Source organism: Proteus sp. G2300, from assembly GCF_009915965.1.
In the GTDB taxonomy this organism is placed as follows: domain Bacteria; phylum Pseudomonadota; class Gammaproteobacteria; order Enterobacterales; family Enterobacteriaceae; genus Proteus; species Proteus vulgaris.
Map to the genome: position 1 here is coordinate 116580 of NZ_JAABNK010000005.1, position 14109 is coordinate 130688.

Annotated in this window: 12 protein-coding genes; 5 read left to right on the forward strand and 7 right to left on the reverse strand. The window is 39.1% G+C overall.

Annotated elements, in window-relative coordinates; genetic code table 11:
* Window positions 1–39: 39 nt before the first annotated feature.
* From GWI97_RS02910 to GWI97_RS02920, 3 genes are all read right to left on the reverse strand, one after another.
* Complete coding sequence (locus GWI97_RS02910; RefSeq protein WP_123821911.1) at window positions 40–2802, reverse strand: TonB-dependent receptor; 2763 nt, start codon at window positions 2800–2802, stop codon at window positions 40–42.
* A 103-nt stretch (window positions 2803–2905) separates the two neighbouring features.
* Complete coding sequence (locus GWI97_RS02915) at window positions 2906–3934, reverse strand: FecR family protein (RefSeq protein WP_237585077.1); 1029 nt, start codon at window positions 3932–3934, stop codon at window positions 2906–2908.
* Window positions 3924–4472, reverse strand: coding sequence for an RNA polymerase sigma factor (locus GWI97_RS02920; protein ID WP_036933001.1), 549 nt, complete (start codon window positions 4470–4472; stop codon window positions 3924–3926). The genes GWI97_RS02915 and GWI97_RS02920 overlap by 11 nt, the downstream gene beginning before the upstream one ends.
* Window positions 4473–4643: 171 nt before the next feature.
* Between GWI97_RS02920 and GWI97_RS02925 the strand changes: the two genes are divergently transcribed.
* Window positions 4644–5441 (forward strand): energy transducer TonB, encoded by a 798-nt coding sequence (locus GWI97_RS02925; protein WP_036933000.1) that lies wholly within the window; start codon window positions 4644–4646, stop codon window positions 5439–5441.
* A gap of 127 nt (window positions 5442–5568) precedes the next feature.
* On the opposite strand, the gene ettA is transcribed toward GWI97_RS02925, so the two are convergent.
* Entirely contained in the window at window positions 5569–7236 is a 1668-nt protein-coding gene (ettA, locus tag GWI97_RS02930) for an energy-dependent translational throttle protein EttA (RefSeq protein WP_036932999.1), read from the reverse strand.
* 341 nt (window positions 7237–7577) lie between these two features.
* On the opposite strand from ettA, the gene sltY reads away from it, so the two are divergent.
* Together sltY and trpR are read left to right on the forward strand one after the other, a co-directional pair.
* Complete coding sequence (gene sltY, locus GWI97_RS02935; RefSeq protein WP_036938683.1) at window positions 7578–9497, forward strand: murein transglycosylase; 1920 nt, start codon at window positions 7578–7580, stop codon at window positions 9495–9497.
* A gap of 100 nt (window positions 9498–9597) precedes the next feature.
* Window positions 9598–9909 carry a trp operon repressor gene (trpR, locus tag GWI97_RS02940; RefSeq protein WP_036932998.1) on the forward strand — a complete coding sequence of 104 codons (312 nt, stop codon included), beginning with the start codon at window positions 9598–9600 and terminating at the stop codon, window positions 9907–9909.
* A 104-nt stretch (window positions 9910–10013) separates the two neighbouring features.
* Here the strand turns inward: trpR and yjjX are convergent, their stop codons facing one another.
* Window positions 10014–10550: an inosine/xanthosine triphosphatase gene (yjjX, locus tag GWI97_RS02945; RefSeq protein ID WP_036932996.1), complete on the reverse strand. Its 537-nt coding sequence runs from the start codon at window positions 10548–10550 to the stop codon at window positions 10014–10016.
* 51 nt (window positions 10551–10601) lie between these two features.
* Here yjjX and gpmB point away from each other — a divergent pair, with 51 nt between their 5' ends.
* Window positions 10602–11249: a 2,3-diphosphoglycerate-dependent phosphoglycerate mutase GpmB gene (gene gpmB / locus GWI97_RS02950; protein WP_087802936.1), complete on the forward strand. Its 648-nt coding sequence runs from the start codon at window positions 10602–10604 to the stop codon at window positions 11247–11249.
* A 44-nt stretch (window positions 11250–11293) separates the two neighbouring features.
* Here gpmB and robA read toward each other — a convergent pair whose 3' ends face one another.
* The gene (gene robA / locus GWI97_RS02955; protein ID WP_036932993.1) at window positions 11294–12202 is read right to left on the reverse strand and encodes an MDR efflux pump AcrAB transcriptional activator RobA; all 909 of its coding nucleotides are present in this window, start codon (window positions 12200–12202) and stop codon (window positions 11294–11296) included.
* Between the two features lie 221 nt (window positions 12203–12423).
* Between robA and creA the strand changes: the two genes are divergently transcribed.
* Entirely contained in the window at window positions 12424–12882 is a 459-nt protein-coding gene (creA, locus tag GWI97_RS02960) for a protein CreA (RefSeq protein ID WP_174704115.1), read from the forward strand.
* A 212-nt stretch (window positions 12883–13094) separates the two neighbouring features.
* On the opposite strand, the gene arcA is transcribed toward creA, so the two are convergent.
* Complete coding sequence (arcA, locus tag GWI97_RS02965; protein ID WP_006535263.1) at window positions 13095–13811, reverse strand: two-component system response regulator ArcA; 717 nt, start codon at window positions 13809–13811, stop codon at window positions 13095–13097.
* Between the last annotated feature and the right edge of the window lie 298 nt (window positions 13812–14109).

Here is a 14109-nt window from a genome sequence, read left to right on the forward strand (position 1 = left end):
GACTTGGTTGCTCACATTAACTTCAACTTCGGCAATTTATTAATAGTCGTAGCTGACTTGTAACCAGAACTGACGACCTGGTTCATACGATTTGTATTCTTTATCTTTGTAAGTAAAGTGATCAGCAACGTTTCGAGTATTTAATACGTTGTTAACTTCAATTGACATACCAACACCATGAGCAAACTCAGGTTGCCAGCTTAGTTTGGTATCCCAAGTAAAGCGGCTACTGTAGTTCTGTTTTTTATAGGCATAAATATAACCCGCTTCAGGTGTTTTAATTGGGTTGCCGTTATTGGTTTTTTCTGCTTGAGAGCGCCAGCTATTCCATTGTAATTGGTTAAACCAAGTCACATTCCATTCATCCCAAACACTCGTAAGATCTGCTGTGATTTTTAATGGAGAGTTGAAGTTACCAGAGGGTAAGTCTTTGGCATCAATGATTTTTCCGTCATATAGCACTTTGTTTCGGTTAACGTTTTGAGTATTTGGACTAAAGTCAGCATAACCTGAATCTTTAGGGGTATTGGTTTTGCTTTGTTGCCAACTTATTGAAGCATTAAAAATATGATCAGCTTGTGCTAATTCCCAAGGCTGGCTATTTTTCACCGATAAAGTCACAGTATCGTGTGAACTACGACCCTTGTTATTGAATGCACGAATATTCATTTTTTCGTAATTAGTGCTACCTGGATATTTTGTATCACTACGCACTTCATCACGACCATTACGATGAACGTATTGTAAACGCCAAGTGGTTGAGGCGATTTCTTGTTGCAAGCCTAATGTGAATTCGTCGTTGTAAGGCGTTTTTAAAGAATCTAGACCGTCAAAGTCTGTACGGTTATTCCAATTGGCATTAGGTGATTCGCAATTGAAGTAACAGTGTTGCAAGCCTGCATTTTGTGCCCCATACAATGCATAAGTTAACATGGAGCGGCCGTAGTAACGGTTTACACCACCGATTAAGAGCGTATTGCCTGTGCCCCAAATATCATAAGTACCACTTAAACGAGGTGAAATATTGTTTCTTTGAACAAAATCATCTCTATCTAAACGAATACCAGGACGCAGTGTTAAGCGTTTATATTGAATATTATCATCAAGATAGATTGCATAGTTTGTATAGGTTGCACTATGGCTTCCTGATCGGAAGCGTGTTGTATTTGAACGTCCGCCACTCCACTCGTTTGTATCGGGATTAGTTATTCCTGTATAGAAATAACTATAAAAATCTTTATCTCTGATATAAGAGCCTTTAGTTCGAGCAACTTCAAAACCCGTTGTGGGCTGGTGTATGGTTGAGCCTAAGTCGAACGCGTTAAAGCGCATTATCGCTTTAGTGCTTACGGTTTCTTGATTACTCTTTAGATCACCCTGACCCCCACTGTTATAACTTGTTGGTGTTGACCAACCAGTAATTGCATCATCTAAACGAATAAAGTAATTTTGATCATTCGTTCGTTTATCTTCTAGTTTTTGATAACCCGTTGTTAATTCTAATGTACCGAGATCTAATTTATGTTTATAAAGCGCAGTGAAACTTAAACCATTATGCTCATTATCATAGCCTGAGTTATAGACTGAACCTGAGAATAAATAGCTTTTATAACGCGCGATATTACTTGATAAATCAAGAGATTGGGTCTCTGAAATATCCCAAGAATATTTAATAAAATAGTTATCTGAAGTACGAGTTTGGTCGCGATAACCTGCGTTTTGTTCAACTTGTTCTAATTGATAGTCAGGTGTGTGAATAAAACCACCCGCACTACTCATCATCATCGGAATGGTTGATTCACGGCGAGAAGCAGAGAATATTAAACCTGTATGCTCAGTTAACCCTGTTTCAAACCAACCACCAAAGTTTTGTTTGTCGTATTTTTTCTGGAAACGGGCAGGATTACTAAAATCATTATTGGCTGTATCAAAATTTAGTTTTGGATCAGTAAAAATATTATTCCAACTTGAGCGCGTTGTGCGGTAATAAGCATTAGCATGAGTTTCACCAGACCAGCGACGACTTTGCACATCAACGGTGCCTCCTGTAAACCCGCCAAATTCAACAGGAATATTGTTATCGTAAACCGTGACGCTATCAATTAAACGACTATCAAGGTACATCCCTTGTTCATCACTGGTCACTCGAGTATTGGTTTCACCATTACCTGAATTAGCCGGATCAAAGTCATTGTTAAAACTGACACCATCAAGTTTATAAGAGTTTTGATAACTGCTAGAACCATGAATAGAAATACGTGAAGGTTTAATTTCACCCTGATTCATTGACGTGCTGTCATTATTGGAGAATTGAACTGCGGGGTTACTTTTTAGTAAGTCAGTGATGTTGCCATCACCGGTATTACGCTGTTTTATCTCTTCTGACGTGAGGTATTGAGGTGCTGAAACAACATCGGTAGCAGGATGATAAGTACTACCGACACCCGTGACTTTTACTTCAGGAATAATAATCGCGTTAGTCGTTACGAGAGGGCGAATAACAAATCCACTTCCTTGTGGAATAATGTCTAACCCACTACCTATTAAAACTTTTTGTAATGCAGTTTGAGTGTCAAATTGACCAGAAAGTGCTGGAGCACGTAGATTTTTGACCGAATTTGCATCAAATAAAATTTGGACTTGTCCTTGTTTTGCAATAGTGCTCAATGAGTCAGCCAAAGACTGTTCTGGTAAGGCCACAGAAATGGTAGATGCATAAGCACAAGGTACAGCAATAGTGGTACTTATAAGTAACGCTAGCAGAGACCTCTTAAGGGTCTCTTTTTTGTTATTCATTTTCATTTCACCAATCCCATTCACTAACTTAATAATTGTTGTTACTAAAGAAGAGGTGGAAATGAGAATTATCCTCACATGCAAAAAAGAATATTTTTCATATTTATTTTTACTTATTGATAATTAACGCATTATTTTTATCGGTGAAAACGACATTAACCGGCAATATAAGTGGGATTGCAGTAATAAAGCCTTTTGCATCGCTAATATTGGCAACACCAGAGACTTTCATTTTGGCAATATCGGGTGAGGCAATTTGAATATTAATATCAAGGTAAGGTTTGAGTTTAGTTATCACTTCATTCAATGGTTGTTCAAAGAAATGCAGTTGACCAAAACGCCAACTTCCTACGGCATCAATATTAACCGAAGAGATAACAAAACTATCGTTGTCTAATTTGCTGGTGGCCTGAGAACCGGCATACAAAAAAGCTGGAGAAGATTTAGGAGTTGCTTTTACTTCAACGATCCCTTCATGTACTGCAACATTAATTTGGTTGTTATTATAGCGATTGACTTCGAATTCAGTACCAACAACTTTGATTAATCGTGAGTCTGCTTGTACATAGAATGGACGATAAGGATTTGATTTTACTTTGAAATAAGCTTGACCTTTATCTAGCCATAATCGTCTTTCTTCTTGTACATAAGCGACTCTGACTTGTGTATTTCTGTCTAAGTAGACTTGAGAGCCATCAGCTAAAGTCATTTCTTTTGGTAAGTCGCTGGTTGCAAGCGTCATATTATCCATTAGTAATGCGGGTAAATGACTATAAGGGAGATATAAAACAGTGAGTAGGCAAAAAGTTGCGGTAGTGTGGATGACGGGGCGCCAAAGAGAACGTTTTTTCTTTTCAACAGTAGTTATTGTTGGTCGTGATAATGCATCACATTGACGCCAAATACCCGCAATATCTTGATACGCTTGCTGATTGACATCATTTTCTATCCAGTCTTTAAATTCTTGGCGTTGTTTGGGGGTCATCCTTTGGCTGTGTTGTCGGGTGAACCAAAGGGCTGCTTGCTCGTCAATAGAATCATTGAGTAATTCATCATCAGCTCCTAAGAAAAGAGGAGCGGTTTCCTCATTTGTATGAGGTTTAGTTTCCGGTATGTTTTTTTCCGGCTTACTCATCATTCGTGCATTTCTCCTGTCCTGCATCGACGTATCTTTTGCAATGTAATAGCGCAGCTGCAATATGTTTTTCCACCATACTGATTGAGATTTCCATTTGTTCTGCAATTTCGCTTTGTGATAAACCATCAAAACGATAAAGAATAAACGCTTCTCGTCGGCGTGGGGGCAATGTTGCAATTGCTTCACTAAGTAGATCTAAACGTTGTTGATGCTCTAGGACATACCCAGGATCGAGCTCAGTTGTATAATTTTGAGCAACATCATCTAATTGATAATCATCCTGATAGATATCTTTTTGCTTTTGATTTTTTCTCCAATGGTCAATCAAAACATGGTTCGCTATTTTAAACAGAAAAGCACGCTGTTGTTGCACCGGTGTTTGTTCTTTTCTGTTTAACCATAGTGTAAACACATCTTGAGACAAATCATCCGCATCATGGTAATTCCCCGTACGTTTGTGGAAAAAACGCACAAGTTGTCCATAGGTTGATTGATAGGCACAACTAATTTTTTGTGCCAATGATTTATCGCTAGCCATATTCTCTGGTGTCTAAAAAAGAGTGAAATAATAAGCTCTTACTGCTTCTCAAGCGAACAAGTTATAATAATTATCAAGCTAATTTTTTATTGTATTATTAATAATAAGCAATATCATTTGTGTTTGTATTATGCCTATAATTCATCAGAAAGAAAATCAGAGGCAAGAATTATGAGTAGTATGTCGGCGACTTTTCAACGCCGTTGGTCGTTTTCTCTTGGTGGATTAACTGCCAGTATTTTATTTCATACAACGCTAGTCGTTATCGCCATTGGCTGGATAACCTCTAAAGATGAACGTCATGGCGTTTTACCTCCCGCAATGACAATGGATCTTGGTATCTATCAATTAGCTCAGACAGAAACAAAAGATGTTCCTGTTGGGCCTGAAAAAGTGATGTCTGTTCCTGAGCCCGCAGAAACAGAACCTGAGCCAATTAAAGAAGTATTGGATTTACCAAAAATGCCGGTGGTTGAACAAGGAACTTATGAACATATTCCCGAAAAGCCAAAAGTAAAGCCAGTGGTTAAGCCAAAACCCGTTGCAGTAAAAGTCCCTGATGATCTCCCTATCTCAGAAGCCCCCTCTGAAGTAACGAGTGCACCGATTTCTGGGACGAGTACAGCCAGTAGTGCGCAATTTAATAGTTTCTCATCTTCTTCCGTAAGTGGGCAAATGGGGTGGGAAAGTTTGGTACATAGTCATATTGAGATGTATAAACGCTATCCAAGAACAGCGATACGTTTTAAAGCGACAGGTGTGACACAGGTTTCTATTGTGTTAAATGCCAAAGGTGAATTATTAGAGGCCAAAGTGGAAACATCATCAGGTAATCGCATTCTTGATCGAGAAGCGTTAAATACTATTAAACGGGCTTCGCCATTTCCTGCACCAGAAAGTTATCGTTTAGACAATGGGAGTATTTCATTTACAGCGCCTTTAAGCTTTGATTATAGGCAAGAGAGTTAATTAATACTGATTTACAAGTATTTATTAAATAAAAGAGAATAAAAGAATTATTTAAATATAATCTAAATACAAAAAAGCAGAGAATAATCTCTGCTTTTTTGTTATCGCATAGAGTCAATAAATTCGATTATTTACTCATACGTTTGTACTTCATGCGACGAGGCTGAATAGCATCGTTACCTAATGTACGTTTTTTGTACTCTTCATATTCAGTAAAGTTACCTTCGAAGAATTCCACTTTACCTTCATCTTGGTAATCGATGATATGTGTGGCAATACGGTCAAGGAACCAACGGTCATGGGAAATAACCATGGCGCAACCAGGGAACTCTAACAGCGCATTTTCTAATGCACGTAAGGTTTCAACGTCGAGGTCGTTGGTTGGTTCATCGAGCAGTAACATGTTACCGCCAACTTGTAGCAGTTTAGCAAGGTGTAAACGACCACGTTCACCACCAGAAAGTTCGCCAACACGTTTACCTTGGTCAACGCCTTTAAAGTTAAAGCGGCCAACATAAGCACGACTTGGAATTTCAAAGTTACCAATACGCATAATGTCTTGGCCACCTGAGACTTCTTCCCAAACAGTTTTACTATCATCCATGCTGTCGCGGAACTGATCAACAGATGCTAACTTAACAGTATCACCTAGCACTAAAGTACCTGAGTCTGGTTGTTCTTGACCTGAGATCATACGAAATAGCGTTGATTTACCCGCACCGTTAGGGCCGATAATACCAACAATAGCACCTTTAGGGATAGAGAAGCTGAGATCATCAATCAGAACACGATCACCATAAGATTTTGTTAGATTATTAATTTCTAACACTTTATCCCCTAAACGTGGCCCAGGTGGAATAAAGAGTTCACTGGTTTCATTACGTTTTTGATAATCAACGCTATTCAGTTCTTCAAAGCGAGCCAGACGTGCTTTGCCTTTTGCTTGACGACCTTTAGGATTTTGACGGATCCACTCAAGCTCTTTTTGAATTGATTTATGGCGAGCAGCTTCTGTTGCGGCTTCTTGCTCTAGACGCGCATCTTTTTGCTCTAACCATGAAGAGTAGTTTCCTTCCCATGGAATACCTTCACCACGGTCAAGTTCTAAGATCCAACCCGCGACGTTATCAAGGAAGTAACGGTCGTGCGTGATTGCAACAACAGTACCTTCATAATCGTGTAAGAAGCGTTCTAACCAAGCCACCGATTCAGCATCTAAGTGGTTAGTTGGTTCATCTAATAACAGCATATCTGGTTTTTCTAACAGAAGACGGCAGATAGCAACACGACGGCGTTCACCTCCTGAAAGTTTCTCAATTTTTGCGTCCCATTCAGGTAAACGCAACGCTTCTGCTGCACGCTCTAGTTGATTTTCAAGGTTATGGCCATCATGAGATTGGATAATTGCTTCTAATTGACCTTGTTCTTTAGCTAATTTATCGAAATCAGCATCAGGATCAGCATAAGCAGCATAAACTTCATCGAGGCGGTTTAATGCGTTTTTCAGTTCGCTAACGGCTTCTTCAACGGCTTCACGTACTGTATGTTCGGGGTTTAATTTTGGTTCTTGTGGTAAATAACCAATTTTGATACCAGGTTGTGGGCGTGCTTCACCTTCAATATCGGTATCGATACCCGCCATAATGCGAAGTAATGTTGATTTACCGGCACCATTTAGACCCAGTACACCAATTTTCGCACCCGGGAAGAAGCTGAGTGAAATGTTTTTAAGGATATGTCGTTTGGGTGGGACAATTTTCCCGACACGCAACATACTATAAACGTATTGAGCCACTATAATTACCCTTTGATTATAAAAGAGATTTTCTCTGAGGCGCCGTTTTTCGCGATAAAAACAAATTTTTTGTAATTAAGTCGCGTTTTTAAGGCACCTAAATGAACAATAGCAAAGTCAATGCCAGTAATTTGCCAAAGACCCGAAAAAGATGAAAGTCGCCAGTATACCCGATTTATAAAAGAAAACCTTAGTCAAAAGCGAGGTTTTTATCTACCTTTCGTGCTTCCTCTGAAAGTAATGAAAATTTCTCTTAAAGATGGGAACTTACATTGTTAATGATTATCATATTAGCTAATGTATTCAGTATTTGGTGGTTTATTCGAGGTGGGAGATATTACGTGGTTAAGCAAAAGTGGTCATTAGCAGTCGCAATAGGAGCTTTGTGTTTTTCAACATGGGCACAAGCAGATTCATTAAGTGAACAACGTGTTCGCTACCAAGAGATTAAGGCTGCATGGGATCTTAAAAAAACAGATGAAGTAGAAAAATTACTCCCGACATTAGAAAACTATCCACTTTACCCTTATCTGGAATATCGCCAAATTACCGATAATCTTGATGTTATTGCACCGGCTGTGGTGACTGAGTTTGTGGCCAAATACCCAACATTACCACCAGCAAAAGCACTTCCTTCGCTATTTGTAAATGAATTGGCTAAGCGTCAAGAGTGGCAAAATCTACTGACCTTTAGTCCTAATCCACCAAATCCTAAAGCGGCTAGATGTAACTATTATTATGCTAAGTGGGCAACCGGTGATATTCAAACGGCATGGATAGGGGCTAAAGAAGCATGGCTAAATGGCACATCAATGCCATCAAGTTGTGATCCTCTTTTTGATGAATGGGAAAAAGCTAATCAATTAACACCAGAACTAGTATTAGAACGGATTAACTTAGCAATTAAAAATGGTAATACAGGGCTTGCGGCATATTTAGCAAGACGTCTTCCAGAAAATTATCAAACGATGAGTGATGCGTTGGTTGAATTACAAGACTTTCCAAACTTAGTGGGGCGTTATGCAACCGTGCTTTCACCGACTGATTTCTCTCGTTCCATCATACAATCTGCATTTTCACGTTGGGCGAGAAAAGATGCAGATGCAGCTCGAGCTCAACTGGATAATATTGCGCATGCACAAAAAATGACGGCAAGTGAACGTCAGTTAATGCGTGATACCGTGGCATGGCAATATATGCCTTATGCGACACCTGAGCAGGTAAAATGGCGCGATAGTGTGATCCAAGATACTGCATCTGATACCTTGCGTGAACGTCGTGTACGTTTAGCATTAAGCCAAAATCAACCTGCTGAATTGTCATTGTGGTTAGAAAGGCTCTCTCCTGAAAGTAAAAATAAGGAAGAGTGGCGTTATTGGCGTGCAATGGTGTTGCAATCACAAGGTAAAAATAGTGAAGCACAAGCGATTTTAGAAGCACTAACACAAAATCGTGGCTTTTACCCAATGGTTGCTGCTTCTAAGCTCGGTAAGCCTTATGTAATGGTGATAGATAAAGCACCGAGTGTTTCATCAAGCATCCCTAATCAGCCAGAAGTACAACGTGTTCGTGAATTAATGTATTGGCAAATGGACAACTTGGCGCGCTCAGAGTGGGCAAACTACGTTGTCTCACAACCAGCACAAATGCAATCTCAATTAGCACGTTATGCATTTGAACAAAAATGGGCTGATTTAGCAGTACAAGCCACTATTACAGGAAAAATGTGGGATCATTTAGAAGAGCGTTTTCCACTTGCTTGGAAAAATGAGTTTGAGCAATACACAAAAGATAAATCTATAGATCGTAATTATGCGATGGCAATTGCTCGCCAAGAAAGTGCATGGAACCCACAAGCACGCTCTTCAGCTGGTGCAACAGGGTTAATGCAGGTAATGCCAAAAACTGCTGAGTTTACAGTAAAACAAGCGGGTATTACCGGCTATGTCAGTAGCGCGCAGTTAACAAACCCGGTGAAAAATATTGAGATTGGTACTGCTTATCTGGATTCTGTCTATCAAAGGTTTAACCAAAACCGTATTTTAGCTAGTGCTGCATATAATGCAGGCCCCGCGCGTGTTGATCGTTGGTTATCTGATGCAAATGGCCAATTAGATGCTATTGCGTTTGTAGAAAGTATTCCTTTTGCAGAAACCCGTGGTTATGTAAAAAATGTACTCTCTTTTGCTGTTTTTTATAGTTATTTTGCGGGCGAACAGCAACCGATATTAACTGAGAATGAATGGAATAGCCGTTATTAAGGGATAAAACAGCGATTTATCGTGAGAGCCTCTTTGTCCATTAGCAAAGTATGATATAGTTTGTACTAGTTAATGAGTGTGGCAAAAAGAGGCTTCCACGATGCAAGATCCTGCATTATCACCTGAAGAGAATGAGCACTGGCTAAGATTTGTTGAGTTATTACAACATGCATTTGAGCAAGATGTGCAATTTCCTATTTTACAGCTTTTAATGACACCTGATGAACGTAGTGCTTTAGCGACACGAGTACGCATTGTGCAAGAGTTAATGCGGGGAGACTTAAGTCAGCGTGAGCTAAAAGAAGAGTTAGGCGTTGGTATTGCTACTATCACTAGAGGCTCTAATAGTTTAAAAACTGCGCCACATGAAGTGAAGTTATGGCTTGAAAAAGAGCTAATGACAAAAAAATAGTTGCATTATGACTATGTAAATTAGAATAATAAAAAGCCATTTAATCACATGATTAAATGGCTTTTTGCTTTCTTTTTATCTAAAAAAACCGATCAGGTTAGTTGTTAATCTTCTTTTTGATTGAGTTCTTTATAGATAGCATGAGTTACAGGCACTAATGCCAGAACTAATGCTTGCTGATAAACAGACGTACGACTGAGTAGGCCATCGGTAAAATAACCAATTGCACCACCGCGCTGTTTAATGTTATCAATTTTGGTTAAGAAGGCCATTTCATCACCAAGCTCTCTGCCTTCACGGATCCCTTTTAAGATCTGTTCTGGTAGCATAAGACTTGCAGAGCGTGATTCACCTCGAATTTGTCCATGCTCGACAACAATCCAAGCAAAAGTCATATCATCTTCAATACCGGCTTCAACACCAACCCAAAAATCTGCTTCTGGACGAACTTGTCGGGCTGCCATCACGCGTTGACGTGCGCCAGTTCTCGTTTCTGTATTTCCGATAGGTTGTTGTGGAACACGGCTATCGACATTAATATCTTCAATATCAAAGGTATCTTTACCGAACACTTGCTCAAAAGCGAGTTTTATCGCGTTGATTTTTGCTGGATTCGTAGTGGCTGCAATGACATGATACATAATGAATTAATCATCCTTTGAAAAATTAGAGCAGTATAACGGAAAAAATGTATGTTACAGGTCTATCTTGTTCGCCACGGTGAAACTGAATGGAACGTGGCGAGACGTATTCAAGGGCAATCTGATAGCCCACTGACAGCAAATGGTGTGCGTCAAGCACAGCAAGTTGCTGAAAAAGTAAAATCAGCAGGCATTACCCATATTATCTCAAGCGATCTTGGCCGTACTCGTCAAACGGCAGAAATCATTGCACAAGCTTGTGGCTGTGAAGTAATCACTGACTCACGTTTACGTGAACTCAATATGGGCGTTCTTGAACAGCGAGAGATCGCAACATTAAAGACACAAGAAGAGGCTTGGCGCAAGAGTTTGATTGATGGTACACCTGATGGGCGAATTCCCCAAGGAGAATCAATGGCAGAATTAGCGACCCGAATGAAGGCTGCGTTAAATCAATGTCTTGATTTACCCCAAAATAGCCGTCCACTTTTAGTGAGCCATGGTATTGCATTAGGGTGTTTATTGAGTACAGTTTTGGGATTACCTGCATATGCAGAACGTCGTTTAAGACTGCGTAATTGTTCAATATCACGTGTCGATTATCAAAATAGTCCTTGGCTTGCCAATGGTTGGGTGATTGAAACGGCAGGTGATGTAAGTCATCTTACTGATACTGCATTAGATGAAGTTCAACGTTAAAAAATAAAAGCTCTCTTTGAAATGATTATCAAGAGAGCTTTTTCTTATGCGGTTACATCTTCACGTTTAATGGGGATGTAATATTCAAAGCGTTCGATATGATCTTGTGGTTCAGTTACCATCTCATTACTGTAACGCACATTTTTAAGATAGTATTTTTCGACGTCATAACCTTTACGGCGAGTTAGCCCCATAGTGGGTAAACAAACACCATAAATCAGGAATAAAAACTCCTGCATTGCACCTCGTTTCGCCTCACCTTCGAAATCAAAGCGAATATAATCGCCACCGGCTAATGAGACCTCATTGGCTGCATCATCCTCAATAAATGTTGCATAGTCAGGTTCAACTGCAGTGGTGTAAAGTACACGTTGTTCATCTTCATGTTCATCACTATGTTGTGCATGATGAAGACCATAAACTTGGTGAGGAACCGCATTTATTTTGCTCATATAGTAACGCCAAAATGTTTGGCGCATATCAGAACAGGCATCAGCCCATTGTTCAAGTGTATGGCTACATGTTTGCTCAATACCAATGAGTTTTTTCTCAGATAACTGCACAAATTCCCATTTAGGTAAATGTTGAGGATCTAAGGTAATTGGTGGGCAAATTCCTACCGCACACCATTCATCAGTGCGACGATAAAGAGCTGGAGTTCTATTAAATTGCTTTTTAAAAGCACGGGTAAACGTTTGTTGGGAATCAAAACGATATTGCAAAGCAATGTCTAAAATAGGGCGGCTCGTTAAACGTAATGCAACGGCAGCGCGAGATAGACGCCTTGAACGAATATAAGAACCAATCGCTTGTCCTGTAACTTCTTTAAACATGCGTTGTAGATGCCACTTGGAGTAGCCTGCTTTGGTTGCGACATTATCGAGGGATAATGGCTTATCGAGGTTACTATCAAGCCAAGCGAGCAAATCACGTATGATGTTGGTTTGATCCATACATCTCCCTTAGTCATATTCGTTTATTTATTGTTGTAGATGGTAAATAGGCTAAACACCTATAACAAGTTATATTGTTAGGTAATCGTAAAATATAGTCTTTTTCGGTGATAGATGTACACAAATTCTTCTATCAGTTAGCAAAAGATTGTTTTATTCTAGGTTTAATTATTTTCTCATCTTTTCAATGGAACAAAGTAAATATGTTAAATTTCAAAAAGATGCTAGCTGTGTCTATCTTACTCCCTTTTTCTTTGATGGCAAAAGCGGAAGAAATTGGCTATGTCGATACTGTGTTTAAGTTTTTTGGTGCTAACCATAAAATTGTGATTGAAGCGTTTGATGATCCTGAAGTTAAAAATGTGACTTGCTATTTAAGCCGAGCAAAAACGGGAGGGATCTCAGGAAGTTTAGGTCTTGCTGAGGATACGGCAGATGCGGCAATTTCTTGCCAGCAAGTGGGGCCTATTGAGTTAAGTGAAAAGGTGATAAAAGGAAAAAATCGAGGTGATGTTGTTTTCCAAAAAAGAACGTCTTTAGTCTTTAAAAAGCTTCAAGTTGTCCGTTTTTACGATAAAGAGCGTCATGCGCTGATTTACCTAACCTATTCCGATAAAGTCATTGATGGATCGCCAAAAAACGCGATTAGTGCAGTGCCTATTATGCCGTGGAAAGAGTGATTTTGAATTATTAGATAACTCAATGGTTAATAAAATTAATCTGAATAAGGTTTAAAATTTTTTTTAACAAGTCGCTCTATTTTTTTTCAAAATAGTTGCTGAGATCAATTTTCACCTTTTGTGATTTTATTAAGACGATTTTAGATAAAAGAAAACCCCCGAATAAAAATCGGGGGTTTTTTTATAAATTAACTATTTGATATAGAATCAAATTACTCGTCTAAATCACCACAGAAACGATAACCTTCACCATGGATTGTGGCAATGATTTCAGGAGTATCTGGTGTAGATTCGAAATGCTTACGAATACGACGAATTGTAACGTCGACAGTACGATCATGCGGTTTCAATTCACGACCTGTCATTTTCTTCAGTAATTCTGCTCGAGTTTGGATTTTTCCAGGATTCTCGCAGAAATGTAGCATCGCACGAAATTCACTGCGTGGTAATTTGTATTGTTCACCAGCAGGACTGATCAGTGAGCGACTATTAATATCAAGCTCCCAACCATTGAATTTATAGCTCTCGACTAAACGGCGTTCTTCTGTGCCATTAACTAAATTCATGGTACGTGACAACAAGTTACGAGCACGAATCGTTAATTCACGAGGATTAAAAGGTTTAGTTATGTAATCATCAGCACCAATTTCAAGGCCTAAGATTTTATCAACTTCATTATCACGACCCGTTAGGAACATTAATGCAACACTTGCCTGTTCTCGTAATTCACGAGCCAGTAACAGCCCATTTTTACCAGGAAGGTTAATGTCCATAATGACCAGATTAATATCGTGATCAGAGAGAACATTGTGCATTTCGTTGCCATCAGTGGCTTCGTGTACGATATACCCTTCAGCTTCGAATATGCTTTTCAGGGTATTACGAGTAACTACTTCGTCTTCAACAATCAGAATGTGCGGGGTTTGCATATTTGCTACCTAAAATTACCAAAAATAGAAAAAGGAAATCTGTGTTTAACTTCTGTGTGTGCACTTGTGTGGTTATTCATTTTTGTTATTAGCACGCAAAAACTAGACCCAGATTGAAATTCGATAAATAACCATCACGTTATTACAAAAAAATTACGATTTTAATCGACAATGAACGCTAAAATCAGAATGCAAAACGCCCATAGTCTATTAACAGCAATATAACACCAGTTGTATTAAATACCATCTAAAAAGCTAACTTTTGTTGACACATATCAAAATCAAGATAACAGCTTAA

Excerpts from the sequence above, each read along its gene's own strand:
- GWI97_RS02910 (WP_123821911.1), bottom strand. The coding sequence starts at position 2,802 with ATGAAAATGAATAACAAAAAAGAGACCCTTAAGAGGTCTCTGCTAGCG.
- GWI97_RS02915 (WP_237585077.1), bottom strand. The coding sequence starts at position 3,934 with ATGATGAGTAAGCCGGAAAAAAACATACCGGAAACTAAACCTCATACA.
- GWI97_RS02920 (WP_036933001.1), bottom strand. The coding sequence starts at position 4,472 with ATGGCTAGCGATAAATCATTGGCACAAAAAATTAGTTGTGCCTATCAA.
- GWI97_RS02925 (WP_036933000.1), top strand. The coding sequence starts at position 4,644 with ATGAGTAGTATGTCGGCGACTTTTCAACGCCGTTGGTCGTTTTCTCTT.
- trpR (WP_036932998.1), top strand. The coding sequence starts at position 9,598 with ATGCAAGATCCTGCATTATCACCTGAAGAGAATGAGCACTGGCTAAGA.
- yjjX (WP_036932996.1), bottom strand. The coding sequence starts at position 10,550 with ATGTATCATGTCATTGCAGCCACTACGAATCCAGCAAAAATCAACGCG.
- gpmB (WP_087802936.1), top strand. The coding sequence starts at position 10,602 with ATGTTACAGGTCTATCTTGTTCGCCACGGTGAAACTGAATGGAACGTG.
- robA (WP_036932993.1), bottom strand. The coding sequence starts at position 12,202 with ATGGATCAAACCAACATCATACGTGATTTGCTCGCTTGGCTTGATAGT.
- creA (WP_174704115.1), top strand. The coding sequence starts at position 12,424 with ATGCTAGCTGTGTCTATCTTACTCCCTTTTTCTTTGATGGCAAAAGCG.
- arcA (WP_006535263.1), bottom strand. The coding sequence starts at position 13,811 with ATGCAAACCCCGCACATTCTGATTGTTGAAGACGAAGTAGTTACTCGT.